Annotated in this window: 31 protein-coding genes; 17 read left to right on the top strand and 14 right to left on the bottom strand. The window is 37.6% G+C overall.

The window, feature by feature from the left end; all coding sequences use genetic code 11:
- Positions 1-80 precede the first annotated feature (80 nt).
- Positions 81-557, top strand: coding sequence for a SixA phosphatase family protein (locus DRF61_RS19070; protein WP_111960217.1), 477 nt, complete (start codon positions 81-83; stop codon positions 555-557).
- Between the two features lie 264 nt (positions 558-821).
- Here the strand turns inward: DRF61_RS19070 and DRF61_RS19065 are convergent, their stop codons facing one another.
- A complete protein-coding gene (locus DRF61_RS19065) occupies positions 822-2,366 on the bottom strand; it encodes a serine hydrolase (RefSeq protein ID WP_111960023.1) in 1,545 nt (514 codons plus the stop codon).
- Between the two features lie 133 nt (positions 2,367-2,499).
- Between DRF61_RS19065 and DRF61_RS19060 the strand changes: the two genes are divergently transcribed.
- The 4 genes from DRF61_RS19060 (at position 2,500) to DRF61_RS19045 (ending at position 4,915) form a co-directional block, all read left to right on the top strand.
- Positions 2,500-2,997 (top strand): metallophosphoesterase family protein, encoded by a 498-nt coding sequence (locus tag DRF61_RS19060; RefSeq protein ID WP_111960021.1) that lies wholly within the window; start codon positions 2,500-2,502, stop codon positions 2,995-2,997.
- A gap of 32 nt (positions 2,998-3,029) precedes the next feature.
- Positions 3,030-3,524, top strand: a complete 495-nt coding sequence (locus DRF61_RS19055) for a Smr/MutS family protein (protein ID WP_111960019.1) — start codon at positions 3,030-3,032, stop codon at positions 3,522-3,524.
- An 18-nt stretch (positions 3,525-3,542) separates the two neighbouring features.
- Positions 3,543-4,259 carry a DUF3822 family protein gene (locus DRF61_RS19050; protein ID WP_111960016.1) on the top strand — a complete coding sequence of 239 codons (717 nt, stop codon included), beginning with the start codon at positions 3,543-3,545 and terminating at the stop codon, positions 4,257-4,259.
- A gap of 83 nt (positions 4,260-4,342) precedes the next feature.
- The gene (locus DRF61_RS19045; RefSeq protein WP_111960014.1) at positions 4,343-4,915 is read left to right on the top strand and encodes an RsmD family RNA methyltransferase; all 573 of its coding nucleotides are present in this window, start codon (positions 4,343-4,345) and stop codon (positions 4,913-4,915) included.
- On the opposite strand, the gene DRF61_RS19040 is transcribed toward DRF61_RS19045, so the two are convergent.
- A complete protein-coding gene (locus tag DRF61_RS19040; protein WP_111960012.1) occupies positions 4,912-5,262 on the bottom strand; it encodes a winged helix-turn-helix transcriptional regulator in 351 nt (116 codons plus the stop codon). The two genes, DRF61_RS19045 and DRF61_RS19040, sit on opposite strands and share 4 nt — an antisense overlap.
- 85 nt (positions 5,263-5,347) lie before the next feature.
- Between DRF61_RS19040 and DRF61_RS19035 the strand changes: the two genes are divergently transcribed.
- The gene (locus DRF61_RS19035) at positions 5,348-5,947 is read left to right on the top strand and encodes a nitroreductase family protein (RefSeq protein WP_111960010.1); all 600 of its coding nucleotides are present in this window, start codon (positions 5,348-5,350) and stop codon (positions 5,945-5,947) included.
- 55 nt (positions 5,948-6,002) lie between these two features.
- Here DRF61_RS19035 and murI read toward each other — a convergent pair whose 3' ends face one another.
- From murI to DRF61_RS19005, 6 genes are all read right to left on the bottom strand, one after another.
- Positions 6,003-6,833, bottom strand: a complete 831-nt coding sequence (gene murI / locus DRF61_RS19030; RefSeq protein WP_048502928.1) for a glutamate racemase — start codon at positions 6,831-6,833, stop codon at positions 6,003-6,005.
- Positions 6,834-6,875: 42 nt separating this feature from the next.
- Complete coding sequence (locus DRF61_RS19025) at positions 6,876-8,465, bottom strand: DUF4139 domain-containing protein (protein ID WP_111960008.1); 1,590 nt, start codon at positions 8,463-8,465, stop codon at positions 6,876-6,878.
- A 50-nt stretch (positions 8,466-8,515) separates the two neighbouring features.
- Complete coding sequence (gene hemW, locus DRF61_RS19020; RefSeq protein WP_111960006.1) at positions 8,516-9,640, bottom strand: radical SAM family heme chaperone HemW; 1,125 nt, start codon at positions 9,638-9,640, stop codon at positions 8,516-8,518.
- A 50-nt stretch (positions 9,641-9,690) separates the two neighbouring features.
- The gene (locus DRF61_RS19015) at positions 9,691-10,641 is read right to left on the bottom strand and encodes a PorP/SprF family type IX secretion system membrane protein (RefSeq protein WP_111960004.1); all 951 of its coding nucleotides are present in this window, start codon (positions 10,639-10,641) and stop codon (positions 9,691-9,693) included.
- Positions 10,642-10,692: 51 nt separating this feature from the next.
- Positions 10,693-11,766: an RluA family pseudouridine synthase gene (locus tag DRF61_RS19010; RefSeq protein WP_174772339.1), complete on the bottom strand. Its 1,074-nt coding sequence runs from the start codon at positions 11,764-11,766 to the stop codon at positions 10,693-10,695.
- A gap of 72 nt (positions 11,767-11,838) precedes the next feature.
- The gene (locus DRF61_RS19005) at positions 11,839-12,942 is read right to left on the bottom strand and encodes a PASTA domain-containing protein (RefSeq protein WP_111960001.1); all 1,104 of its coding nucleotides are present in this window, start codon (positions 12,940-12,942) and stop codon (positions 11,839-11,841) included.
- Between the two features lie 154 nt (positions 12,943-13,096).
- Here DRF61_RS19005 and DRF61_RS19000 point away from each other — a divergent pair, with 154 nt between their 5' ends.
- The 4 genes from DRF61_RS19000 to DRF61_RS18985 all read left to right on the top strand — a co-directional run bounded on the left by DRF61_RS19000 (position 13,097) and on the right by DRF61_RS18985 (position 15,681).
- Positions 13,097-14,080 carry a D-alanine--D-alanine ligase gene (locus DRF61_RS19000; protein ID WP_111960213.1) on the top strand — a complete coding sequence of 328 codons (984 nt, stop codon included), beginning with the start codon at positions 13,097-13,099 and terminating at the stop codon, positions 14,078-14,080.
- Between the two features lie 163 nt (positions 14,081-14,243).
- A complete protein-coding gene (coaD, locus tag DRF61_RS18995; protein WP_111959999.1) occupies positions 14,244-14,708 on the top strand; it encodes a pantetheine-phosphate adenylyltransferase in 465 nt (154 codons plus the stop codon).
- An 87-nt stretch (positions 14,709-14,795) separates the two neighbouring features.
- Positions 14,796-14,999 (top strand): four helix bundle protein, encoded by a 204-nt coding sequence (locus DRF61_RS18990; RefSeq protein WP_228452729.1) that lies wholly within the window; start codon positions 14,796-14,798, stop codon positions 14,997-14,999.
- Positions 15,000-15,048: 49 nt separating this feature from the next.
- Positions 15,049-15,681: a trimeric intracellular cation channel family protein gene (locus DRF61_RS18985; RefSeq protein ID WP_111959997.1), complete on the top strand. Its 633-nt coding sequence runs from the start codon at positions 15,049-15,051 to the stop codon at positions 15,679-15,681.
- Between the two features lie 66 nt (positions 15,682-15,747).
- On the opposite strand, the gene DRF61_RS18980 is transcribed toward DRF61_RS18985, so the two are convergent.
- Positions 15,748-16,317, bottom strand: a complete 570-nt coding sequence (locus tag DRF61_RS18980; protein WP_111959995.1) for a DUF2892 domain-containing protein — start codon at positions 16,315-16,317, stop codon at positions 15,748-15,750.
- Between the two features lie 75 nt (positions 16,318-16,392).
- On the bottom strand, positions 16,393-16,887 hold the full coding sequence (locus DRF61_RS18975) for a dihydrofolate reductase (RefSeq protein WP_111959993.1): 495 nt from the start codon (positions 16,885-16,887) through the stop codon (positions 16,393-16,395).
- A 74-nt stretch (positions 16,888-16,961) separates the two neighbouring features.
- Between DRF61_RS18975 and DRF61_RS18970 the strand changes: the two genes are divergently transcribed.
- The 5 genes from DRF61_RS18970 (at position 16,962) to DRF61_RS18950 (ending at position 21,391) form a co-directional block, all read left to right on the top strand.
- Positions 16,962-17,567 (top strand): LemA family protein, encoded by a 606-nt coding sequence (locus tag DRF61_RS18970; RefSeq protein ID WP_111959991.1) that lies wholly within the window; start codon positions 16,962-16,964, stop codon positions 17,565-17,567.
- Entirely contained in the window at positions 17,567-17,995 is a 429-nt protein-coding gene (locus tag DRF61_RS18965) for a TPM domain-containing protein (protein WP_174772338.1), read from the top strand. Before DRF61_RS18970 ends, DRF61_RS18965 begins: the two co-directional genes overlap by 1 nt.
- A complete protein-coding gene (locus DRF61_RS18960; RefSeq protein WP_111959987.1) occupies positions 17,976-18,788 on the top strand; it encodes a TPM domain-containing protein in 813 nt (270 codons plus the stop codon). Before DRF61_RS18965 ends, DRF61_RS18960 begins: the two co-directional genes overlap by 20 nt.
- A 191-nt stretch (positions 18,789-18,979) precedes the next feature.
- The gene (locus DRF61_RS18955; RefSeq protein ID WP_111959985.1) at positions 18,980-19,501 is read left to right on the top strand and encodes an NAD(P)H-dependent oxidoreductase; all 522 of its coding nucleotides are present in this window, start codon (positions 18,980-18,982) and stop codon (positions 19,499-19,501) included.
- Between the two features lie 3 nt (positions 19,502-19,504).
- On the top strand, positions 19,505-21,391 hold the full coding sequence (locus DRF61_RS18950; protein ID WP_111959983.1) for a monovalent cation:proton antiporter-2 (CPA2) family protein: 1,887 nt from the start codon (positions 19,505-19,507) through the stop codon (positions 21,389-21,391).
- A 1-nt stretch (position 21,392) separates the two neighbouring features.
- Here DRF61_RS18950 and DRF61_RS18945 read toward each other — a convergent pair whose 3' ends face one another.
- Positions 21,393-22,226 carry a head GIN domain-containing protein gene (locus tag DRF61_RS18945; protein WP_111959980.1) on the bottom strand — a complete coding sequence of 278 codons (834 nt, stop codon included), beginning with the start codon at positions 22,224-22,226 and terminating at the stop codon, positions 21,393-21,395.
- Positions 22,227-22,284: 58 nt separating this feature from the next.
- Here DRF61_RS18945 and DRF61_RS18940 point away from each other — a divergent pair, with 58 nt between their 5' ends.
- Positions 22,285-24,426: a M3 family metallopeptidase gene (locus tag DRF61_RS18940; protein WP_111959978.1), complete on the top strand. Its 2,142-nt coding sequence runs from the start codon at positions 22,285-22,287 to the stop codon at positions 24,424-24,426.
- Between the two features lie 109 nt (positions 24,427-24,535).
- Positions 24,536-24,913, top strand: a complete 378-nt coding sequence (locus DRF61_RS18935; protein WP_111959976.1) for a YchJ family protein — start codon at positions 24,536-24,538, stop codon at positions 24,911-24,913.
- Between the two features lie 37 nt (positions 24,914-24,950).
- Here DRF61_RS18935 and DRF61_RS18930 read toward each other — a convergent pair whose 3' ends face one another.
- The 3 genes from DRF61_RS18930 to DRF61_RS18920 all read right to left on the bottom strand — a co-directional run bounded on the left by DRF61_RS18930 (position 24,951) and on the right by DRF61_RS18920 (position 26,884).
- Positions 24,951-25,451: an FKBP-type peptidyl-prolyl cis-trans isomerase gene (locus DRF61_RS18930; protein ID WP_111959974.1), complete on the bottom strand. Its 501-nt coding sequence runs from the start codon at positions 25,449-25,451 to the stop codon at positions 24,951-24,953.
- Between the two features lie 114 nt (positions 25,452-25,565).
- Complete coding sequence (locus DRF61_RS18925; protein ID WP_111959972.1) at positions 25,566-25,817, bottom strand: VF530 family protein; 252 nt, start codon at positions 25,815-25,817, stop codon at positions 25,566-25,568.
- Between the two features lie 242 nt (positions 25,818-26,059).
- Entirely contained in the window at positions 26,060-26,884 is an 825-nt protein-coding gene (locus DRF61_RS18920) for a hypothetical protein (protein ID WP_111959970.1), read from the bottom strand.
- Positions 26,885-26,941 lie beyond the last annotated feature (57 nt).

Here is a 26,941-nt window from a genome sequence, read left to right as displayed (position 1 = left end):
TCATAACGCAGTTTTTTTATAAAAATCATGTTTTATTCCATTATTTTTTTTATAATTTTAATCTTCCAAAAAACGAAAATATGAAGAAACTCATCCTCGTAAGACATGCGAAAAGCGACTGGCCGGAAGAAACGGAGGACTTCGACAGACCTTTGGCAGACAAAGGATTGAAAGATGCTATGAACATGTCCAGATTCATGAAAAACAATAATATTTCTATTGACCAGTTTGTTTCCAGCCCGGCTGTGCGTGCCCTGAATACGTGTAAAATCTTTAACCAAGCCTATCAGCTTAATGTCTCTACGGAGGATAAGCTTTATAATCCCTCGGAAAGAAATTTTGAATCTGTGATCTATGACCTGGATGACAATGTGAACTCTGTAGCTTTTTTCTCCCATAACAATGGAATTTCCAATTTTGCGAATTCCATTTCAGAAGATATTTTCCATTTCCCCACCTGTGGAGTTGCCGGTTTTGAAATAGACTGTAATTCATGGTCTGAATTTGATGGCGCCAAGAAAAGACTCCTGTTCTTTTATGAGCCAGGGAAAATTTAATTGTATCTTTTTTGCCTATCCTACTCCTTTTTTCATGTGCTAAAAAGGATAGGACCTATATTGAAACTATTGTGGTAAATGATATCAGCATTTGAATTCTGAATATTCACTTGCCAAAGAAAATCTCAATCTACTCAGATAATCTGAAGTTTTGGCTAAAGCCAAATGTATTATTCATAAAAAAGCGGGCTAAAGCCCGCTCCTATTGAATTTTATATTTTTTGTGATTTATAATTTTGCTCAGCAATTTTATTTTATCCCAATTTACTTTCTTTTGAGATCCAGATCATCAAAGTCAAAACTGAAATCTGTAACATCCGAAATAGGCTTTAGCTTTGCAGACTCTGCCTTTCCATTTTCATCATAGCTGAAAATAATATAAGCATCAGCGTCATAACTTCTGTCGTCCCATTTTACAATAAAAGAATTACTGGAATAGGGAAGCAGTTCTCCTTTCAGTCTTGGAGAGTTTTGGCAGGACATTCTGTAGGTATTTCCCTGTTGAGAAATTTCTACATCGCCAAACCATTGGTCATTATACTTTCCAACAAACTGTTCGGCTTTCGGCAGAAGATTTTTTTCTTTTTTAAAGGCTTCTGATTTGGTGTAAGCTTCTTTTTTCTGCTTATCATATTCGGCATTTACTTTTGCCATTCTTTCACCATAGGTTTTCAGCCAGTTTCTGTCTGCTACTCCCAGGTAAGAATCTTTTACCGTGTTGGTAATTGTATTAAAAGCGGCTCCGGATTGCTGGTTGGTCAGTACTACAATTCCTAATTTCATATCTGGAATCAGAGTAAACTGCGTAACAGTTCCAATCAATCCTCCCGTATGCTGAATCTGCTTGTGTCCTTTCACATCGCTTAAAAACCATCCTAACCCATATCCGTAAAAGCTCGTATCGTAAGGATTTTTTAAAGCAACTTTATCCGGGATCTGCAGACTCCATAGCTGCTGTACATTTTTATCTGAAACTAATTTTTTACCGTCTTTGGTTGTGAAATTATTTAAAAGAAAATCTGCCCAGGTGGTCATATCCTTAATATTACTCATGATTCCTCCTGCTGCATTCCCTGTTTCATTCCAATCGTGCGGAACGGCAACAGCTTTCCCGTCTACAGGAGCATGGGCATCAATTTTGTTTGATACGGCTTTAGCTCTGTTGTAGCTTCCAAAACTGGAAGTCATTCCGACAGGCTTCATAATTCTCTGCTCAATAAATTCGGCCCAGCTCAGCCCGGAAATCCTGCGGATCACTTCTCCCGCTACAATAAACATAATATTGTTATAATCCAGTGTCGTTCTGAAAGGGTTTTCAGGTTTCAGATATCTTACATTGTGAACAATATCATTTACCGTCAGGTTCCCACCTTCAGGGAAGAACATCAGGTCACCCTGTCCCAAGCCTAATCCAGCTCTGTGGGTTACAAGATCTTTAATGGTTACGTTTTGGGAAACATAGGGATCATACATCTGAAATTCAGGGATGTATTTTGAAACTTTATCGTCCCAGCTCAATTTTCCTTCATCGGCTAAAATAGCCAGTGCAGTGCAGGTAAACCCTTTTGAATTAGATGCAATTCCTACCAATGTATTATCATCCATCGGCTGTTTGGTGGTTAAAGAACGTTGTCCGAAACCTTTGGAATAAATCACTTTCCCGTCTTTTATGATTCCTACTGACATTCCAGGAACATCAAAAGTTTTTAAAGTACTCTGGATCAGTTCATCCAATTTTTTTTCTTCAACCTGGGCATTGAAAAGCCCTACGGCTAAAAGAAAAAGTAAAAGAGAAAATTTCTGCTTCATTTTTTTAATTTTCTCAAATTTAGTAAATATTAGGCGATGCAGGCTTCTCCTGTAAAACTTTGTGTATTTAAAAATAATCTGACCCTTAATAGAAAATAAATCTTTCCTAAATTTGTAAAAATTTCAAATCTTCATGACGAAAATTCTTCTTCTCTCCGATTCCCATTCCTATATAGATGACAGGATTTTAGAATATGCCCGTCAGGCTGATGAAATCTGGCATTGCGGGGATTTCGGAAGTATGGAAGTGATTGAAGAACTGGAAAAAATAAAACCTTTAAAGGGTGTTTACGGAAATATAGACAATGCGAAGATCAGAGCTGAATTTCCTGAGGTGAACCGTTTTTTCTGCGAAGATCTTGAAGTTTTAATGATCCATATTGGTGGATATCCCGGAAAATATACGCCGCTGGCAAACAGAGAAATTTCTGCAAAAGCTCCAAAGCTGTTTATTTCAGGACATTCCCATATTTTAAAAGCCATGTTTGACCAAAAGAATAATCTCCTTCACCTGAATCCCGGAGCCTGTGGAAAACAGGGATGGCATAAAACGAGGACCATGATGCGTTTCGTAGTGGAAGGTGAAGAGATCAAAGATTTGGAAATCATTGAACTGGGACCTAAGATTTAATTTTGAAAACAATAAAAGAAGGAGTACAATACATGAAAATCGGGGACAAAGTTTCTGTAGTAGATGAGGATTTAAGCGGGATCATTACTTCCGTGAACGGCAATATTGTTGTTTTCAAAGATGAGTATGGTTTTACCTACCAATATCCGAAAGAGAAACTGGTTCCGAAAAACGCAGAACTTTATGAAAATATCCGGGTAGTGAGAAAAGCAGAACCGAAGAAAGTGACTTCCAAAAAACATCAGAAAAATCATATGGTTCTGGATCTGCATTTTCACAATCTCGTCAGAAATCCCAGTGATTATGACAGTTTCGAAAGACTCTTTATCCAAAAAGCGAAATTAACGGAAGTTCTTGATTTCTGCAGAAAGCATCATCTGAAGAGGCTGGAGATTGTTCACGGTATTGGTGACGGAACGCTGCAGAGAATGGTTATGGATGTTTTGGAAAGCCAGAGAGATATCGATTTTTATAATAAGGAAATACTTCACCATCAATCCGGTGCCGTTATGATAGAATTTCACTAAATTTGCAGCAATTGAAATATGAACGTACTTAATTTACTTTTTACCAAAGACGGATTAATCTACCAGATTGCAAAAAACAAAGGCATTCAGGAAGAAAAGTCTTATTTCGTTACTGAAGAAACTCCAGAGAATCTTATTGAAGATAAGCTTGATGAAATTCTTCTTAAGCAGAGGTTTGACGAAATCCATGTGATCTCGGCACTGAATCACTTTACCCTGATGCCTGAAGGATTTTCTGAGCATGAGGCAGGATTTGAGCTGATTGCTTTCAATGCTCCGGCTGACAGGGAAAAAGAGGAGCTCATGCTTTCTGTCAATAAAAAGTTCGGGGTACAGTTTTATTATACATTCCCTAAAAACTTTTACAAAAAAATAAAGGAGCTGGCCATTCCGGTTCATTTTAATTTTTCAGGGGAAAAGTTTTTGAATTCACTCAACAATAAAAACAGTAAGGAGATTCACATCAACCTGTACCATAACCAGTGTGAGTTTTTTGCTATTGATAACAAAAAAGTTATTTTATACAACAACCTGGATGTGAATTCTGAGGTTGATTTTCTGTATTTCGTGATGTTTACGCTCAGTAAAATAGGCTTTGGAATCAATGAAACCAATTTTTACGCCTATGGCGAAACTACTGAAAATGAAACTTTTATTTCCGAACTTCAGAAATTCGTCAAAAATATGAGAATTGTTTTTGACAATATTCCCAATAAGAATTTTATACTTAATTAAAAGGGACCAAGAATTAGGGATGAGGGCTTAGGCCCGACATACTTCCCTGATCCCTAATTCCTACCACCTAAACCCTAAAAAATATGTTCAGAATAATCTCAGGCAAGTGGAAAGCCAAAAAAATAGCCGCTCCTAAAAATTTTGATGTAAGACCTACTACAGATTTTGCCAAGGAGGCGCTTTTCAGTATCCTGGAAAACAAATATGATATGCAGTCGGTTTCTGTGCTTGATCTTTTCGCAGGTATTGGCTCTATCACTTTCGAATTTGCGTCCAGAGGATGCCAGGATGTTACTTCGGTTGAGCTGAATCCAAAGCATACAAGTTTTATCAATTCTACGGCCTCAGAGCTTGATATGTCACTGCAGATCAATGTTCAGAGAGGTGATGTTTTTGACTGGCTTAAAAAATTCAGAAATAAGAAAAGCTTTGAAATTGTATTTTCCGATGCTCCTTTTGAAATGGAAGAGAAGAAATACTATGAGCTGCTGTCTCTGGTTTTAAACAATAAATTTGTTAAACCTAACGGAGTTTTAATCGTAGAACATCAGAGCAGAATGAAACTGGAACATCCTAACTTAATAGATACCCGGAAATACGGAAATGTAAGTTTCAGTTTTTTCGAAGCAAATAAAGAAGATAATCAGGAAATTTAATTCCTGATTATTTTTTTTACGGAAAGACCCGGTGCAGCTTTTCCCCAGTTTGTAATAGCTTCTATAACAGGTTGGAGAGTCTTTCCAAAATCCGTCAGCGTATATTCTACCATCAGTGGAGGCTTTTCGGTGTATACCTTTCTGTTGATGATGTGATCTTCCTCAAGCTGTTTCAGCTGAAGACTCAATGTTCTTTCTGTGATGGTAGGAATTAATTTCCTAAGTTCATTATACCTTTTGGCGCCGTCTGTAAGATGGAATAAAATAACGGCTTTCCATTTTCCTCCTATAAACTTCATGGTGACACTGGTGCAGCACGGGTATTCTTTGTTATCTATCGTGTACATTTTTATACTATCCTTTTTTACCGTTATTGCAAAGATATTAAACTTAAATTACTTTTGTAACTATAAAATTGATAGTATATAAATTATGAACTTTTTAGAACAAATGAAAAAAAGGTATACGGTAAAAAAGTATAACCCACAGGAAAAAATCAGTGCAGAACAGATTGCAGAATTGAAAGAGATCCTTAATCTAAGCCCTTCTTCAATCAACAGCCAGCCATGGAATTTTATTTTCATTAATAAGTCTGAACTCAGGGAACAGCTGGCAGAAGCATCATATTTCAATAAGGGAAAAGTATTAGACAGCAGCCATATTATTGTATTCCAGGTGATAAAGAATCCCGAAGACTTTGAAAAACAGATCGAAGAAAATCTTCCTGAAGGTTCCGTTAATTACTACAGAACTATGGTAAAACCACACGGCGAGGCTTCCATCCGGGCATGGATGGGGCATCAGGTGTATCTTTCACTGGGTGTTCTTCTTTCTGCTTGCGCTGCTATGGGAATAGATTCCACTCCGATGGAAGGTATTGAAACTGAAAAATATGACGAAATCCTTAAAAATGATTCTTATGAAACACTTTTTGCAGTAGCCATCGGGAAAAGAGATGAAAACGACAGCAATCATCCTGAAACGACTCCTAAAAGAAGGCTGAAGAGTGAAATGGTTATTTTAGAGCCATAACTTTTCAAAAGCTTTCATAAAATAAAAGCTGTTTCGGGTGAAACAGCTTTTTGTATTATAGTACTTTCAATTCCAGATCTATCGTCTTTCCAAAGAATTTCTTAGAGATTTTTTCAAAGTTCTTCGTCAGGTCCGAAAGATAAAAATGATAATTCGGTTTTGGATTATTGTCATTCAGAAGATGGTATTTATCCAGGATGATCTTAAGGTGATTGGCAACAATATTGGGTGAATCGATCACGCGGACCCTGTTTCCGTAATACTGCTTAATCTCATCGATCAGCAAAGGATAATGAGTGCACCCCAGAATAAGGGTTTCAATATTCTTGAGCTTGTTATTGCTTAAATAATTATAAATGATGGCATGCGTAATCGGATGGTTTTTGAATCCTTCTTCAATAGCAGGAACCAATAACGGAGTCGCCAGCTCATCAACTTTGATCCATTTATTCTGTTTCCTGATGCTTTTCTTATACAATCCGGAATTGACGGTTGCTTTTGTAGCAATGACTCCAACATTATTGTGGATCTCATACGCTACTTTTTCAGCAACAGGATTAATAACGTCTATGACGGGAACTTTTCCATTCACAGATTGCATCACTTCGTTTAAAGCATTGGCTGTAGCCGTATTACAAGCAATGACAATGGCTTTACAGTTCTGCTGAAGCAGAAAATTGGTGATCTTGGTAGAATATTCTATAATCGCATCCTTCGACTTTTCACCGTACGGAAGGTGTTTGGTGTCTCCAAAATAGATCAGATCTTCGTGGGGAAGAAGTCTTTTGATCTCTTTAGCTACGGTAAGTCCTCCCACCCCACTATCGAAAATACCGATAGGCTGGCTTGGTGAAAGATGTGAATAATCTTGCTTTTTAGTTTTCAAGTGAACTGAAATTTTATACAAAAATAGTGAATAATCGGATATTTAATTAAGATTACTTATTGAAAAATCTTTTGGATATCTTACTTTATAGCTTACCCTGAATTTTTTGGTTTCTGATGAGGAGATTTTAACGTTCCACAGTAAGAATCCTTTTTCTTTATCGAGTTCAGCATTATCACTTTGAAGAAGCTCAATTTTTACAGCTTCATCCTTACTCAAAGGAATCTGATCCCGTATCTCGATATTAATTGCTTCTTTTTTGTTATTCCGGACAACCAGATCGTAAGTAATGGTTTTTTCCTGATAGGAAGAAAATAATTTTTCACTTGCCTTATCATTTACCACTTCTTTGCGGATGCTAATCTTTTTGTCATCACCAAGAGTAATGCTCATTTTATCATTCGTCTGGTTGGGATTGATCCTTGTTTCGCCTACATACATATTTTCAAAGATCACGCTGGCAGCCCCTGAAATCAGATTATATTTATTAAAATCTTTAATATCTGCAACCAAATAGGCAGTGGTATTGTATTTTGGAACAGTGTAATATTTGTATTCAGCCGGAAGCTTTATTTGTTTCAGATTAATAAAATGATCTTCATCATTTGACAGAATATCATAAGGAATATCTGTATCAAAACTTACATTCAATTGATTTTCATTAATTTTAATTCCATAACCTGTCATTACAACTTCTTCAATCTCCATCGTGCGCATAGTATCTCTTTTACCAGAATAGCCAATGTTTGTCCTTTCTTCATTCTTATAAGAATTCAAAAACCAAGGATTCATAACTGGAGCTTCGTTATTTCTTGAAGATCTTGAATTGATCAGCGAAAGCTTCACTCCTTTCCAGTCAAGCCCTGTATCCTGTCTTACTTTTGCTTTAAAAGTGATATCCAAAGGTTCAGTAAGCTTATTGCCCTTCACTTCATAAAATGGTTCCCAGGAAACGTTTTCTGCCAGATATCCCAGATCCATTTTTGCATTTCCTCCCCCATTGCTTGCAATTCTCAGAACAAGAACGCCATCAGAAAAAGTTTCCTCAGCTTCTGTATTAGCTTTCAAACGATTTTTTAAAGCTTCAAGTTTCTGAACAGTTTGTGTATATTTTTTATTAATATCAAGTTGTGCTACACTTATTTCATTTCTTTTCGTCTTATAATATTCTGTCAGCTGCATCAGCTGGGCCACACTGGAAGTATTACTGCCAACTAAAAGTCCTTGATTCTTGTCTAAAAGTTCCAATGTTTTTTCATTCGTCTGCCGCTCGATATTGATTTTTGTACTGAGATTTTCTAAAATAGCGATGCTGTCTTTAATTCTTTTTCCGTTAGGATTATTATTTTCAAAATAATTCGAGTTGTAGCTGTCTCTGTATTGCGCAGAAAGAATTGAGACATCTTTATTGTTGGTATTAACCTGTATAGATTTCTCCACAATTTCGTCCGAAATATTGGTCACAACAACCTCAGAAGTTCCTGCAGGAAGTGAAACACTCACAGAATTATGGAGTTCAGCAGAAGTTCTGTAAACATTTACAGCATTAACTTTTGCTTTTGTAAAGATTGGTTTTTGAGAGAAATGTAAAGCGCTTAAAAAAAGAAAAAATAGGAGTAAGTTTTTTCTCATAGTTCATGGTTTTTATTTAAAGTATAATCTCAAATATACATTAATAAACGTTACACCAAAAATAAATCTGAAGCAATTCCATCCGCCATAAACCAATGCTTTTCCGGTATTTTCAGATGATTGTTCTCCTGGATTAAAATACCTTCTTCTATTTTAGATTTTACCTCGTATTGGAAATGTTCAAGAATTTGATCACTGAATTTACTTTTCAGGCTTTCAAGATCTACTCCCCAGATTGTCCTCAAGCCAATCATAATCATTTCATTGAATTGATCATATTGTGAGAGAATCTCTTCTTCTTTGCCCAGAATTCCGGCATGAAGCTTTTTAATATACTGCTGATTGTTGGCCACGTTCCAGCTTCTGACATCAAATCCGTTGTACGAATGTGCGGAAGGACCGATTCCAAGATACTCTTTGTACTTCCAATATGCAGAATTATGCCTTGAATAAAAGCCAGGTTTTGCAAAATTGGAGACTTCATAATGCTCAAATCCGTTGCCTTTTAAGAAATCTGACATATAATAGAACTCCTTATTCTGTTCTTCTTCTCTAGGACTGGCAACTTTTCCTTTTGAAATCCAGTTTTCTAAAGCTGTTTTGGGCTCAACTGTCAATGCATAAGATGAAATATGCGGAACTTCAAGGGCTATGGTTTTGTTTAAATTCTCCTTCCAGATCTCCAGATTCGAGGTTGGAGAGCCATAAATAAGGTCTATACTTAAGTTTTCGAACCCAAAATCCTGTGCTCTTTTGATTGAACTCTCTGCTTCAGAAGCATTATGGGCACGGTTCATGAGTTTAAGATCTTCCTCAAAAAAACTTTGGGTACCGATGGAAAGCCTGTTGACCGGAGATTGAGCCAGTTGTTTTAAAAAGTTTTTATCCAGATCGTCGGGGTTGGCTTCCAGGGTGACTTCAATATCAGTATCAAAACTGAAGTATTTCAGGACTTCATCGATTAAAGAATTGATTTCATCTGCTGAAAGAATGGATGGTGTTCCACCTCCAAAATACAGAGATTTCAGATTTTTATTCTGCAGTTCATCTTTTCTAAGCCGGATTTCGGTCTTCATAGCACGGATCATCTCATCTTTAAAATTCAAAGAGGTAGAAAAGTGAAAGTTGCAGTAGCTGCATTTCTGCTTGCAGAATGGAATGTGAATATATATCATAAAAAAGCCCTGAAAATTTCAGAGCTCAAATTTATTTAAATTAAATCAAATTAATATCTATATCCTCTATGATTAATAAAGTTATCAAAGTTATAACCTAAGCTCAACATAAAGCTGTTTCCACCATACGTCTGGATATCAGACATTCCGATGTTATAAGTTGCTCCGATCATTAATTTATTAATTCTCACTTTAACAACTGGTGCAACCTGTAACTGTTGGCTGTCAAATCGGTTCTGTACCGTTCTGTAACTTACACCGGCAGAGAATGAGTTGATATCATTGAAGAAAGTTGCCATTAAGTTGTAGTCGATCATTCTTGTTGAATTGGTATTCAGGTTAATCAACGCTGATGGCGTTACGAAGATATTGTCAGCAAAATGCCAGTCATATCCTAAGTTTAAGAAAAATTTAATTGGTGAAGGCTCAATTCCGTTTACTATAGCCTTGTCATTGCTTAGTGCAATATCGTTTACAGATACTCCTGCAAAGATATTTCTATAGGTAGCAGCTGCACCAAAGTTGGCGTAAGCCATAAAAATATTCCCTTCTTTTCCAATCAACAATGGATCGTAACCATCTTCAACGTTCACTGAAGTATAGTCGAAGTTCATATTATAAAATGAAACACTGGTACCGAAAGAGAACTGGTCTTTTCTGTCTCCCTCACTACTTAGTGGAATAAAGTATGAAGCTCCCGCTGTAATACCGCCTGCAGAAATAGGGCCATTGCTGTCTCTGAAAATAGAGAGCCCTGCTCCCACTCTGTCGAAAATGTTCCCGTTGATTCCTATAGACTGCGTATTTGGAGAATCGCTGAACTTGTCAAATTGTTTGTGGTAATTAGCATTAAGCTGTACGTAATCGGTCTTTCCGTACTGAGCTGGGTTGAACAGGAATTCACCATCCAAAAGATATTGCTGATAGTATGGTAGTGATTCTTGTGCTTTGTATGCATTTGACAAAAGAGCTAAACATACGATAGCATATAGTTTTCTCATAACAAATCTTGATTTCAATTCAACAAATATAAAAAAATTCTCAATATATTTTTAGTTTTCTAAATAATTTCTCCATTTTTTTACAGCATCCGCCATATCTTTGGGCATTGGGCTCTCAAAATATAATTCCTTTTTAGTAGTTGGATGTATAAACCCTAAAGTATGGGCATGGAGTGCATGTCTTGGCAGAATTTCAAAAACATTTTTTATAAACTGCTTATACTTAGGTAGATTCACTCCTCTTAAAGGCGTATGACCTTCATATCTTTCGTCATTAAACAAAGTATGGCCGACATGTTTGAAATGAGCACGGATTTGGTGTGTTCTTCCTGTTTCAAGTTTACATTCTACCCAGGTCATATATTTAAACCGTTCTAAAACCTTATAATGCGTCACCGCGTGCTTTCCGTGGCTTCCGTCCTCGTAAACGGACATCTGCATCCGGTTCTTGGGATGCCTCCCGATATGCCCTCTTATGGTCCCTTCATCTTCCTGAGGATTCCCCCATACGAAAGCCCAGTATAATCTTTTTGTAGTTCTGTTAAAAAACTGTTTGGCTAAAAAGCTCAATGCATATTCGTTTTTTGCAATCACCAAAAGGCCTGAGGTATCTTTATCAATCCTATGAACAAGTCCTACCCTGTCCAGGTCAGATTTCTCACCGCTCTTTTCAAAATGGAAGGCCAATGCATTCACCAATGTTTTGTCCCAGTTTCCATGGCCTGGATGCACAACCATCCCCGGTTCTTTGTCTACCACTACCAGATCATCATCTTCATAAATGATATTCACAGGGATATCCTGAGGAATAATCACATTTTCCCTCGGCGGATGGGCAAGAAGCACCGAGATCTGGTCACCGGGTTTTACACGGTAATTCTGTTTTACCGGAGCACCGTTTACAACCACATTTCCGGCTCTGCAGGTCTGTGAAATTTTATTCCGTGAAGAGTTTTGTCTGTATATTAATAAGAACTTATCAATTCTTAACGGCTCCTGGTTTTTATCGACTTTGATATTAAGATGCTCATACAGTCCTTTATTTTCCTCATCAATATCGATGTTCTCCAAACTGTCGGAATCTAATAATTCTTCATCTAAAAAGTCTTCGTTATCTTCTGCCATTATTTTATTTTTTTACGCAAAAGGCCTCAACATTTTGCAGTTGAAGCCTATATTTTATATAATAAACTGTGATTATTCTACCACTACTTTTTTAGCCTTTGGCTTTTGGACCGGCTGCTGTGTTGCATTTCCTGTCGTTGTTGCCGGCTTATTTCCTGAACTCTGGCTGTTTGTTACAGCGGATTTAGGTTTTTCTGTTCCGGTTCCGGCAGGTTTGGCTCCAGTTGCTGCACTGCTCGTCTTTGCCGGCTCTGTTTTAGCAGGTTCAGATTTAGGAACTTCTTTTTTGGGTACAGGTACTGCTGCAGGTGGATTATAACTTGGTTCCGGATAGTTGGGAACTTCATCATAATGTACCGGAGGCAGTGATGTATCTACTTTCATTCGGTAGATAGAATTCAGCTGTTCTACTTTGGCCCTAAGCTCGGCAGGTGTTCTCTTACTTGCCCAAAGATCAATCTGCATTCCCTGATCTCGTACATCTCCGGAGGCCGGATCCTGATAATAGATAATATCAGATTCATCTTTACTTCCGTCTTCATGTTCTACCAAACCTACCTCAAATAAGCTTCTGGCGATTACAGCTCTTGCTTCTTTTACCGAAAGCCCTACCACGTTAGGAATAGAAATATTTCTCATAGGTCCTGAACCCACTACAACATCAATCACGGAGAATCTCGGAAGACGTGATCCGGGATTAACTGCATTACCTTTATATAATACCCTTAAAAGAGCATCTTTCTGAATACTCGGCTCATAGATGGTATCGCCGATCTTAAGACCAACCTGATCCAGTCTCTGAAAAGCCAGCCCTGAATATTTATTGATCACATCCGGAACCGTAATAGGAGCCCATGTTCTGGGATTAACTACAATTCTTACCAGCGATCCCGGTTTTACACGCGAACTGGATAAAGGGTGCATCTTCAAAACCTGGAAAGGCTTATATTTAGGGTTATATTCAGCACTGTCTACTTCATATTCCAGTCCGGTATCCTCTAATATTTTTACGGCATCATAAACCGATTTATTAATAACATTGGGCACAGGAATTTCCTGACCGTGATTGGTATGGTATTCCAGCCAGCGGAAAGTAAGCCACACTAACCCCACAAAAATACCGATGGCTACTGCTAAATTCAGTAAAACTTTCCAATTGAAAAGTGATTTAAGCATACTTAAAAATACTTTAATTATAACGGCAAATATAGCTAATAATTTTAAATGTGCTTTTATTTAACACAATTCATTTCAATTTTAAAATTTCTGAATTTCCCTTATTGCATTACATAAAATGATTAAATTTGCCTTAATTGATACTATAATGGTTATGAGCAAAAAAAGTGTTGCCGTTGTCATGGGAGGCTATTCGGATGAATATGTGGTTTCCTTAAAAAGCGGTCAGTTGATCTACGATTCTCTGGACAGAAATCTATATGATGTATATAAAGTAGTCATTCTTAAAGATGAGTGGTATTTTTTAGGAGAAAACGATCAAAAATATGAAATCAACCGCGGAGATTTTTCAGTGACTTTAGATAATCATGAAAAACTGAAATTCGATGCCTGTTTCAACATTATCCACGGAACTCCGGGTGAAAACGGAATCCTGCAGGCCTATTGGGACGCTATCGGGCAGAAATATACCGGTTGTGGTTTCTACCAAAGCGCTTTAACCTTCAATAAAAAAGACACATTGGCTGTCTTATCAAAGTATGGAATTCCTTCTGCCAAAAGCATTTATTTAAGAAAAGGAGAAGACATCAATACAGACGAAATTATTGAAAGTCTTGGCCTTCCGGTTTTCGTTAAGCCCAACCAATCCGGTTCATCTCTAGGTATTTCAAAAGTAAAGGAAAAGTCAGAATTAATTGCTGCAACGGAAATCGCGTTCAAAGAGGATGATGAAATTCTTATTGAAAGCTTCCTGGACGGAATGGAAGTTTCTGTAGGGGTCATAGATTTCAAAGGCGAAACCATCGTTTTAGGAATCACTGAAATCGTACCGACCAATGAATTCTTTGATTATGAAGCTAAATACGAAGGAGCTTCAGAAGAAATTACCCCGGCAAGAATTGACGATGCAACAAGAATCAGAGTGGAAGAAATTTCAAAAAGAGCTTACAATTCCCTTGGCATGAGCGGTTTTTCAAGAAGTGAATTCATCCTTATGGATGGTATTCCTTATATGCTTGAAATGAATACTAATCCGGGATTCTCTCCTGCCAGTATTCTTCCGCAACAGGCAAAAATTTACGGAATATCCATCACAGACCTTTGCGGAAACGAAGTAGAAAAAGCATTGAATAAATAATAATAGAAGTTAGAATCTAGAGGTTAGAAGTTAGTCGTTAATGAATGGAAGTTTGAAGATGGAAGAAAACCCGGTGAATAGTTCACCCCGGCAACCTAAATCTCGCAACCGAAACCCAAAACACAGACCTCGTAACCCCATAACTCATCATAACACGTAAAACATGAAAATTGCTGTTTTCCCCGGATCCTTTGATCCTATTACTCTGGGACATTATGATATTATTGAAAGAGCGGCTCCGCTTTTTGACAAACTGATTATTGCGATCGGGCAGAATTCCCAAAAAAAATATATGTTTCCCCTGGAAAAAAGAATGGAATTTATTCAAAACTCCGTCGCTGAATTCCCCAATGTAGAAGTGGACTTTTTTGAAGGATTAACGGTGGACTACTGTTTTGAAAAGGACGCGCAATACATCCTGAGAGGCTTAAGAAATCCCGCTGATTTTGAATTTGAAAAAGCAATAGCCCACACTAACAGAACTTTGGCCCATAAAAAGCTGGAAACCGTATTCTTATTAACCTCATCCGGAAAATCTTTCATCAGCAGCAGCATCGTAAGGGAAATCATCAACCACAATGGAGAATATGAATTGCTGGTCCCGGAAGCCGTCAGGGTACAACGATAAGTAATGAGTAATAGGTAATGAGTAATTTGGGAAATATGGATTATAATCAAATTTTTCGGGAAAGAGCTAAAAAATTTTTCTATTCTTGTGATTAAATCTCTTTCATCATTACCTTATTCAGATGATGTATCGGTCATAAGAAAGCAAATTATAAGATCTTCTACTTCAGTAGCCGCAAATTACCGAGCTGCTTCAAGAGCAAGATCTGAAAAAATGATTCATTTAAAATCAGAATGTGAAGAACTTGTAAAGGTTATGACTAAGTATAAATTTAGATTATCCCAGCTTTAAATGGCATAATTTTTATTACTCATTGCCCATTACCTATTACTCATAAATTATGCACGAACAGTTCAATTTTGCCATAGAGGTGCTCGGAACCATTTCCTTTGCGATGTCGGGGAGTTTTGCAGCGATGCAGAAACGCCTTGATCCGTTCGGGGTACTGATTATTGCATTCGTCACTTCTGTGGGAGGAGGAACTGTAAGAGACCTCCTGCTGGATATTCCGGTTTTCTGGATGCATGATCTTTTAACGTGCGCCCTGATTTTGGGTACCAGCATTTTTGCCATGGTCTTCAAGTCTATTGAAAAGAACTTCAAGGTAACCTTATTTATTTTTGACAGCTTCGGACTGGGGTTATTTACCATTATCGGGGTTCAGAAAGGGCTCAATGCTGATATTCATCCGCTTATATGTATCGCACTGGGAACCATAACCGGGTGTTTCGGAGGAATCATACGGGATATCCTCCTCAACAGGATTCCACTGATCTTTAGAAAAGAGATCTACGCTACAGCATGTATTGTTGGCGGATCTGCATTTCTCCTGATGACAAAGTTTATCCCGCTTTCCTATACATTTATACAGATATTCACTATTATATTAATTGTTTCCATTCGAACTCTTGCTGTAAAATATCACTGGCAAATACCTAAGTTCTATGGATATGATCAGAATTCTGAGATGTAGCGGTCATGTATTCACATAACAAAAAAAGCACCTGGATCAGGTGCTTTTTCAGTTTCGTATATTGTCTTAGAAGAATTTCCCTCTCTGTCTCATATTCGGGTTGTGCATATGCTTCTGCATAGAAGGCATTTTCAGCTGATCTTTCATCATTTTGATCTGATCCGTCATCATTCCTGCCGAGTCTAATCTTTTAGCCTCGTCCAGAAGCCTCTGCCCCTCCTGTTTTCTTCCTTTAGAAATGGCTGCTGCTGCAAGATTCAATGTTGCCATCGCTCTGTCGTGCTTCATATTCAGGCCATATTCCAAAGCTTTTTTCATCAGCGGTTCCACTTTTGCAGGATGCTCCTGAGCCTGGGTCAGTCCCTGTAAATAGTGGAAATATCCATATTGGGATTTATGAAGCTGCGCCCGATAATTGGTGATTCCGTTTAACCATTCTGCGGCTTTTTCCATATTCTGCTTTCTCAGCTGCCAGAAGGCAAGGAGAATGTATTCATTCTTGATGAAAAGTATAATAGGCAGTGCTGCAAGAAGGAAAACTACGATTCCCCAGCCCAGACTTCTTGTGAAAATCATCATATAAAGTCCTAAAAGGATAAGAACTGCTGCAATTACAATTTTTATGTACTTATTCATTGTTCAATTTTAGAAGTGCAAAGATAGAAAATTTACAGGTTAGAAGCTAGAGGTAAAAAGTTAGAATTTCCACAACTATTCGCTCTTGATTCGTTCAAATGTCTGAAAGCAAAAATCGTATTCATTCTTTTCATCCTTTTCATGACAGGTCTCTTCAGTTTTTTTCCAGACTTTCGGATTTATCTTTGGAAAAAATGTATCGGCATCAAGATCAGCCTTAACTAAAGTAACTTCCAGTTTATCAACAATTTCTATAGTCTGCTCATAGATATTTCCGCCACCGATAATGAATACTTCCTCATCGATCTTTTTGGCGAATTTTACTGCTTCTTTAATGCTTCCAACGATCAGGATTCCTTCTTCAAACCAGTTTTTCTTTCTGGAAATTACAATATTGGTACGGTTAGGCAGCGGTTTCCCTATACTTTCATAGGTTTTTCTTCCCATAATAACAGGATGTCCGGAAGTAATATCTTTAAAGTGTTTCAGGTCTTTAGGAAGATGCCACAGCAGTTTATTTTCAAAACCGATCTCGTTTTTCTCTCCCATGGCCACCACTATTGTTGTCATTCTAATAATTTTTTACAAAATTAGCACATAATTTGTATATTTGATTAGCACAAAAAATTAAAAAAAAATAAACTATGAAAAATAAAGGCTGCCTTAGTGCAGGAACTATCGGTATTGCACTGCTTATTATTGTAGGTGTACTATTCTTCTGGGGGAAAAACGGGTATAATAATTTTGTTTCGAAAGAACAGAACGTAAACTCCAAATGGTCTAATATAGAAACTGTATATCAGAAAAGAGCCAATCTTATTCCGAATCTGGAAAGAACCGTTAAATCGTATTCAAAATTTGAGCAGGAAACATTGACTAAAGTTGTTGAGGCGCGTTCCAAAGCAACTTCTATCAACATCGATCCTACGAATATGACAGAAGCTGATATGGCTAAATTCCAGGCAGCACAGGGAGAATTATCCGGAGCACTAAGCAGGTTAATGGCTGTAGTGGAATCTTATCCGAATTTAAAAGCGGACCAGCAGTATATTAATTTTCAGAGAGAATTTACGGCGATAGAAAACAGCATCAGAACCGAAACGGTTTATTATAATGATGCGGCCAAAGATTACAACACAACAATCAAAACATTCCCGAATAATATTCTGGCGAATTTTACAAACTTTAAAGAAAAACCTTTCTTCAAGGCTGAAGCCGGTGCAGAAAAAGCACCAGAAGTATTTAAATAATGAGCCGTTTTTTGACAAATCAGCAGATCACTTCCCTTGTGGAAGCTATACAGTCGGCAGAAGAACATTCTACAGGCGAGATCAGAGTACATATTGACTCGAACACGGAAACGGAGAATGCACAGACTGCATTTGAGGTTTTCAAAGAACTGTGTATGAATAAAACTGCCGACAGAAACGCTGTGCTTTTTCATGTCAATTTTGAACAGAAATATCTGACCATTATTGGCGACATTGGAATCCATGACAAGGTACACCAATCGTACTGGGATCACCTGCACGACTATATCACTGCTGAATTTGCCAAAGGAAATTATTATAAAGCTTTAAAAAGCGGCATTCTGGAAACCGGTCTTGAATTAAAAAAACATTTTCCTGTAGAAGGAGAAAACCCCAATCAGCTGTCTAATGAAATTACGTTCTCTTAAACTGGTATTTTCATTTATACTCTTCTGCTTTTACACTTTTGTATCGGCACAGTATACAATCCCGCCCAAACCGGCGGTTCTATATCCTGTGTTTGATGAGGCTGGCCTGCTCACACAACAGCAAAAAGACGAACTGAACAATAAGCTGATTAAATTTGCAGATTCTACTTCCACGGAAATCGAAGTGGTTATTATCCCTTCTACCAAAGGAGAAGATGTGAACTTTCTGGCAACCATGTTCGGAGAAAAGTGGGGAATCGGAAAAAAAGGAGTGGATAACGGCGTGGTTTTCCTGATCGCTACAGAAGACAGAACCATGTCTATCCAACAGGGAAGAGCTGTAGAACAGTACCTTACCGCTTCTGTTGCAGGACAGATCCTTGATTATATTGTCACTCCCAATTTCAGACAGGGGCAATGGTATGACGGCATCAACCGTGGCACCTCAGCGATCATGGAGGCTGTTCAGGGAAAATTCAAACCTATGGAAACCTCAGCACCTTCAGGTAATGGAAGTGCTTTTAAGATCCTTATTATCGCATTTGTCATCTTTATCATTCTGGCCTTTATCTTTGGAGGCAGAGGCGGAGGACGTGGCGGCGGTAATAATGATGACGACGATGTGATCATTACCAGAAGAGGACGCAGAAATTACCCCGGTGGATTCTTTCCATTCCCTGGCAGCTTCGGTGGAGGCGGTTTTGGAGGTGGAAGTTCCGGAGGCGGCGGAGGATTCGGCGGTTTTGGTGGCGGAGGAAGCTTCGGCGGCGGTGGCGCTTCAGGCGGATGGTAATTTAAAAGATAACAAAAATTCAATATAATCGGGCCCAGTGCCCGATTTTTTATTTAAAACACTAAAATCCTTTCATTTCTTTGTTTTATTTTAATATTAAATTCAATTTTTCATAGTAAAAAATTAACAAAACCATATAAAATCCGTCTTTTATCCAATTTTTTTTCATTATATTTACTGAAAACAGGTTTATGAAAAAGACGCTGGTAGTTTTTGCACATCCCTATTTAGAGCACTCCAATTCAAATGTGGAGCTTATCAATTTCTATGTCCGCCACCAGCATTTTACCCTTAGAGATCTTTACGAAGAATATCCGGATTTTCACATTGCCGCATTCAGGGAGAGGAAAAGATTAAGAAGCTATGACCGTTTTATTTTTCAGTTTCCGCTTATCTGGTTCGGAATCCCCCCTTTATTAAGATTATGGATCGATGAAGTGTTCGACAGGGACTGGCTCAGAGAAGGTGAAACCAATCCACTGGAAGGAAAAGAAATTTATATTCTGATAACGACCGGGGGAAAGGAAAGATCATTCAGTAAAAACGGAACGTATCAGTATACAGTGGAAGAACTGATCAGCGGGCTAATCGTATCTTTAAAGGTTTTCAAAGCGAATATAAAACATATCAAAATCGTTTATGAAGCCAATAAACTGAGCAAAAAAGAGATTATTCTACATAAAAAAGAATTTACAGAACTACTCAACCAATAACATATGGAGTCCAGCTTAGCAATGAATACATTACTTTTCTTAGGTGTAGCCATTATTATGGTTCCGCTGGCGAGAAAATTTGGATTGAGTTCAGTTATCGGATATATATTAGGAGGTATCATCATCGGCCCATATGTTCTAAGGCTTACCGGGAAAGATGTTAACGACATCATGCATGCCAGTGAGTTTGGAGTGATCATGCTCCTTTTTTTGGTAGGGCTGGAACTGGAACCCCGGAAATTCTGGGAAATGCGGAAGAAAATTATGGGCCTCGGGCTTACACAGATGCTTCTTTCTATTTCACTGCTTTTTTTGGTTTTTATCAGTGCCGGATGGAGAATAGACAAAGCCATTGCTATCGCGATGTGTTTTGCTCTTTCTTCTACTGCCATCGTGCTACAAACCCTTCAGGAAAAAAACAATTTTAAAACTATGGCTGGAGAAGCCTCGTTCTCTACCCTCCTGTTTCAGGATATTGCGGTGATCCCTATCCTGGCTATCCTTCCACTTATTGCTAATTATAAAGCAAATCATCACGATAACGAAATCCAAATTATTATTCAGAAACTTCCGGAATGGATGCAGGCCGGAACTGTGATTTTAGGGGTTGCTATTCTGATCCTTCTGGGAAGATATGTATTTGTTCCTTTCTTAAGATATGTTTCAAAGTCGGGAATGACGGAACTCCTCACCGCCTCCTCTTTATTCTTAGTGATTGGAGTTTCGGAACTTATGGCTGCCATTGGTCTGTCTCCTGCACTGGGTGCTTTCTTAGCCGGGGTAATGCTTGCCAACAGTGAATTCCGCCATGAGCTTGAAGCGCAGATCAATCCTTTTAAAGGGCTGCTTTTAGCTGTATTCTTTGTGAGTGTAGGCTCTACAATTAATTTTAACATCATTCAGCAGGATCCTATCTTTATCTTCTCTACTGTTTTTGCAGTATTGACTGTAAAATTTGTGGTTCTGTATGCTATTGGCAAGTTTTTTAAGATTGATACATCACAGAGTTTATTTTATGCGTTTGCTCTTTCGCAGGTGGGAGAATTTGCTTTTGTCCTGATCAATTATGCTTCAGATCTTTATCTTTTAAGTCCTGAACTCAATGCACAAATGATGGCCGTTACTGCAATCACAATGTGCATCACTCCTATTCTCCTGATCATTAACGACCGGCTCATTACTCCTAAATTTATTAAAGAAATCCCTGATGAAGAGAATGATTTTAATATCCTGGACAATAATGTAAGCCAAAAGAAGATCATTATTGTAGGTTTCGGGCATTTTGGAAGTACGGTAGGGCGTCTTTTAAAAGCCAATAAAATATCGGCAACAGTTCTGGACAGAGACTCTGACCGTGTAAAACTGCTGAGAAGCTATGGTTTTAAGGTTTATTACGGTGACGCCACAAGAATTCCCATTTTAAGGGCTGCAGGAATTGAAGATGCAGAAATTCTTGTTCTCTGTCTTGATGATCCTGATGACAATAAGTTCATAGCGGAACTGGTGCGGGAACATTATCCTAAAGTGCGGATTTTTGTAAGGGCTAAAAACAGAATCGATGCTTATAATTACCTTAACAACGGTATTGAAAACATTTACCGGGAAACATTGGGAACCGCAGTAGATATGGCTGTAGATGTCCTTCATGAAACCGGGATGAGAAAATATGCGGCAAGACGACTCGGACAAAGGTTTATGGCCATAGACAAAGCTTCTATCAGAAGGCTGGCCAAAGCAAAGGAGGATGACGAGATTTTATTGTTCACCACAAAAGAAATCCTCCAGCGTGAGGAGGAATTACTGGCTTATGATAACCTTAATTTTGATAATAAGAATTGGGAGGGTTCCTCGTCAGTAGGTGAAGAGAACGACGAGGAACCTCCTAATTAATTTATTGAATACTGACGCTTCCGCCACTGCTTTCCTGCTTGGTTATGCTTTTCAGTTCACCTTTTTTAGAAACATCTATGCTCCCGCCGGAAGAAGCTTCTGCATTCAGCGAAGAAACAGCACTGATCTGAATGCTTGCGCCGCTGGACGCCTCAGCTTTTACATGATCGGCAATAACTTCTTTTGCTGAAATACTGCTGGCTGATGAGGAAGTAATCTCTGCATTTTTTGTTTTTCCTGAAATATTAATGCTTGCTGCTGATGAGGCATCAACATCAAGGTCCACCGCCCAAACTTTACCGCTGAAACTGCTGCTGCTGTCTGCCGAAAGATCAAAATCATTAGCTTCCAGATCGCCAGAAACGCTTGATGCGCTGGAGATTTCAACATTCATTTTTTCCTGTGTGAATTTATCTTTTATGGTAACACTTGCAGCAGAATTAGCAACGAGCTTAGAAAAATCTTTGGTATAGATCTTAGCCTTCACATTATGGCTGTTCATAACCCTGATACCAAGCTTATAATGGATATGAAGCTTTCCGCCACTGTTTTCCACAAGAATTTCATTGAGGATATTTTCAGGCGCAGAAATAACAACCTTTTCAGTTTCGGATTTGATTATCTCAGCACCAATAGCCTGGGAAACTTCTATTTCGTCAAAATCTCCGTTAAATACTTTTTCTTTAACCGGACCACTGTCTTTGTCGATCACTTTGTCTACCCAACCGTTATCGTTATTACGGTCATTATTTTCATTGTTTCTTTTATCATGCCTTTCATTGCATGAGGTTATCAGCGAGAAGGCTGAAAGTACAAAAAGAGTTGTCGATTTCATGTTTACTGCTTTTATAAATTAAGTTTTAATATCTTTATACTTTAATAACAACTAATTTATGAAAAATATTTCATCGGTATTGTTAATTTCTGCCCTGGCACTTAACCAATCTTGTACTACAATGAAGAAAACCGATACTCAACAGGAGATTCCTGTTACCGATCCATCCTTATCTTCAAACCCTTTTATGAAGAAAAGCAAGCTTCAGTATGAAGCTCCGGAATTCGATAAAATTAAAAATGAACATTTCAAACCTGCATTTGATTTCGGACTTAAACAGCATGATGCTGAGATCCTGAAGATCGCAAATAATCCGGAAGCTCCTACTTTTGAAAACACTATTGTTGCCCTTGAAAAAAGCGGTGAAGTTTTAAAAAGAGCCACTATTGTATTTTCAAATCTTACAAGCGCTAATACAAATCCTACCCTTCAGGCTTTGGATGAAGAATATGCTCCTATTTTTGCAGCGCATTCTGATAAAATGTACCTGAATGAAAATTTATATAAAAGAATTAAGTCTATTAAAGAAGACGGTTTAGATCCTGAAAGCAAAAAACTGGTTCAGTATTATAAGCAGAATTTTGAAATTGCAGGAGCCAATCTTTCTTCTGCTGATAAAGAAAAACTAAAGCAGATCAATCAGGAACTCGCTTCACTTTCCACTCAATATGCCAATAAGCTATTGGAAGCCAGAAAGCAGGGAGGTGTATTTTTTTCTGATGCTAAAGAACTTGACGGACTTTCAGCCGACGAAATCGAAGCAGCTGCAACGGATGCTAAAACTGCAGGACAACCGGGAAAATATCTTCTTGCCCTTCAGAATACTACACAACAGCCTCTTCTTCAAAATCTTAAGAACAGAGCTACAAGAGAAAAACTGTTCAAAGCATCGTGGCTCAGAGCTGAAAAGGGTGACGGAAACGATACCCGTGAAACGATTGAAAAACTAGCTAAACTGAGACTTAAAAAAGCTCAGACTTTAGGAAAAGTAAGCTTTGCTGAATGGAAACTTCAGGACCAGATGGCCAAAACACCTGAAGCAGCTACAAAACTAATGAACCAAATTGCTACACCAGCAGTAGAAACGGCAAAACGTGAAGCAAAAGATATTCAGGATCTGATCGATCAGCAGAAAGGTGGTTTCAAAGTAGAGCCATGGGACTGGAATTTCTATGCTGAGCAGGTAAGAAAAGCAAAATATGATCTTGATGAAAACCAGATCAAGCCTTATTTTGAGGTAACTACTGTTTTGGAAAAAGGAGTCTTCTATGCTGCTGAAAAGTTCTATGGGCTTACTTTTAAAAAGAGAACCGATCTTCCGGTTTATCATCCGGATGTAGTAACCTATGAGGTTTTTGACCACGATGGAAAATCTATCGCGATTTATTATCTTGATTTCTATACCAGAGATTCTAAAAATGGAGGTGCATGGATGAGCAATTTTGTTGAGCAGTCTTATCTTTTAGGAACCAAACCTGTGATTGTAAACTGTTATAATTATCAGAAGCCGGCTCCAGGAAAGCCGTCACTAATTAGCTACGATGATGTTTCCACAATGTTCCACGAGTTTGGACATTCAATCCACGGTATGTTTGCAAGTCAGAAATACCCGTCACTTTCAGGAACAAGTGTTCCTAGAGATTTCGTGGAATTCCCTTCACAGATCAATGAGCACTGGGCTTTAGATCCTGTCGTTCTTAAAAATTATGCGCTTCACTACGAAACAAAACAACCAATTCCTCAGGCCTTAGTTGAAAAAATTAAAAAGGCAGCTACATTCAACCAGGGATATATGACGACAGAACTTGTTTCTGCAGCAGCTCTGGATATGGACTGGCATACCGTGACGAATGAAAGTCAGTTGATTCCTGTTCTGGATTTTGAAAAACAGTCGTTAGCCAGCCATGGGTTTACTTTAGCTACAGTACCACCAAGATATCATACTCCTTATTTTGCCCATATCTGGGGCGGAGGGTATTCAGCTGGATATTATGCTTATTTATGGTCTGAAACCCTTGATAATGATGCATGGGAGTGGATTAAAAACAATGGAGGCCTGACAAGAGAAAATGGCGACCGTTTCAGAAAATATATTCTTTCTGTAGGAAACTCTGTAGACCTTAACCAGGCATTCAGAGATTTTACAGGACATGATCCTGATATCAAACCTTTATTGAGAAACAGAGGTTTTATTAAATAAATTATATTGAGAAGCATCCGATTGGATGCTTCTTTTTTTATGTAAATGGGCTAAAGCCCATTCCTACTGATAAAATTTTTACTTTTGCTGTTCAATAAAATAAATAAAAATGGATTGTCCCTGCTGTTCAGGAAAACTTTACGAAGAATGCTGCCGACCTTATCACATCGGAGAAAAATATGCTCCAACTGCGGAAGCCCTGATGCGTTCCAGATTTTCTGCATTTGCCATTCCGAACGGAAAATACCTGATGGAAACTACATCTCCGGCAAAAAGAAAATTCCACAACATAGAAGATCTGCAGGAATGGGGAGAGATTAACGAATGGACAAAACTGGAAATTATAGATAAACCTTCTGTCAGCAAAGTTGAGTTTAAAGCCTTTTATACTGATGAAGAAGGACATGAGCAAATCCATCATGAATTATCAAAATTCAAAATGATTCAAAACCGTTGGTTTTACGTGAGTGGGGAATTTTTAGAATAAAAAAAATGTCCGAAAAAATCCGGACATTGATTATAGTTTAGTGGGCTTCTGTTCCGTCAGCTCCATGAACATGACCATGTGCCAGTTCTTCTTCCGTCGCAGGACGTGTATTTACAATTTCTACCTGGAAATCTAAAACTTTCCCCGCCATTGGATGGTTAAGGTCTGCCACTACTGCTTCAGGGGTTACCTCTAACACAAATGCCTGGAAATTATTTCCCTGCCCATCTGATAAAGGCAAAATAGCGCCTAAAGGCGGAGTTCCTGATTCCTGAAACATATCGATAGGCAACTGCACGATTGAATTAGGATCTTTTTCTCCGTAAGCTTCTTCAGGCTGAATAACAAAAGCTGCTTTATCACCAGCCTTCAGGCCAAGGATATTTTGTTCAAACTTTGGAATCATCATTCCTACACCATATAAAAATGTAAGTGGGCTTTCTGCTGTTGTTTCTTCTACAAGAATTTTACTTCCATCTTCTTCGATCGTGTGAAGTACGTAACTTACTGCTACAACATGGTTGTTTTCAATTGTCATATTTTATCTTTTTTTTCGTGATTTTTTTCACGATTAACGGCACAAATATACTATTTTTGAAATGATTGACTTTGGAAAAGATGTTAAAACAAAAATATCAAAAAGAGCACCTTTTTATTTCCCGTTCTTTGTTTCATCCCGCTTTTTCTGTCTCAATACATAGAGATACAGGCTTTCTACCTTTGCTCTGGCCCAATCTGTTTTCCTCAGAAATTTCAAAGAAGAATTAATACTTGGATTATCTGTAAAGCATTTTATATTGATCTGCTCGCCAAGTTTCTCGAAGCCTCCGTAATATTCTACCAGTTCTTCTAGAATAGCATCTAGCCTTTTCCCGTGTAACGGATCTTTTGACGGTTCCTGCATTGTTTTTTTTGTAAAAGTAGAATATTATAAGTAGATATGGAAATCCAGCAGACAATATCACATGTCATAAACTGCCCTCATTATCGTAAAGGATGAAAAAAGAAGCTTGATTGTGATTGTATAAAATGTAATAAGCACTATTTAATTTTACATTAAAAAAATAAACTGCAGCTGTTCTGCAGTTTATTTTTGCTTAAAACTCTAAATATTTTTAATTTATTAGTTAAGATATCCGGATAATTTTATTTATTTTTTTCTTCTTCTTTTTTAGCTATTTTATCATAGTCTTCGGATTTCATGATAGTTAGGCTATTTGATTTGTTATCCCAAAGGCTTATATATTTTTTTGAAACTACACTATAATTCCCCCAATTTGTAAATCTTTGATAAAGCATTAGTGTACAGATATCGGTTGGTGTTATTGTCTGCCAATTCTCCAGAATATGAGTGTGAGCTCCACCACTGGATTCACCATCATCATCTTTGATTTTTTGAACAATCATTCCCTGATGCATTTTTTCTACATTCTGAATATCATTTTTATCATTAAAAGTGATCAGATAATCATTTCCGAATATGACAATATTTGCAATAGAAGGCCCCGTCACTATATATACTTTCTTAATATTATTTTTAATGACAGGAATCAAATTAAGACTTGCATTTTTATAATTTTTAAAAATAGTATCGTTTTGAACTCTTGTCAATGCCTTCTGTCGAATGTTAAAATAATCATTCTCAGTAGCTGTAAATTCTCTTTCGTTGAAATCTTTTTTAGCATCCTTCGGATTAAAATTTGCAGGAAAAGATATCGTTGCAATCACTTTATTATTCTTAGAAAAGAAAATGCATTTGGGAACTGTCTTATCCACGTAAGAGAAATATCCACCCACATTGTCCATTTTATCATAATTCTCTCTAAAAATATCTGTGCCGTACCAGCTAGCCATTTCACTGTGATAAAGTGCAATTCCTTCTTCTTTTACCTCTTTTGCAATGTTTTCTACATTTTGAGCGGCAATAACTGTACAAGCAAAAGTAAATAAGACAATCAGAATATTTCTCATTGTATTGTTTTAACCAAAAATACAATTAATTAATACATTTTCAAATTTTCAGCTAAA

Origin of the sequence: Chryseobacterium lathyri, from assembly GCF_003290185.1 — a bacterium.
Taxonomy (GTDB): Bacteria; Bacteroidota; Bacteroidia; order Flavobacteriales; family Weeksellaceae; genus Chryseobacterium; species Chryseobacterium lathyri.
This window is presented reverse-complemented; position numbering and strand designations above follow the sequence as displayed.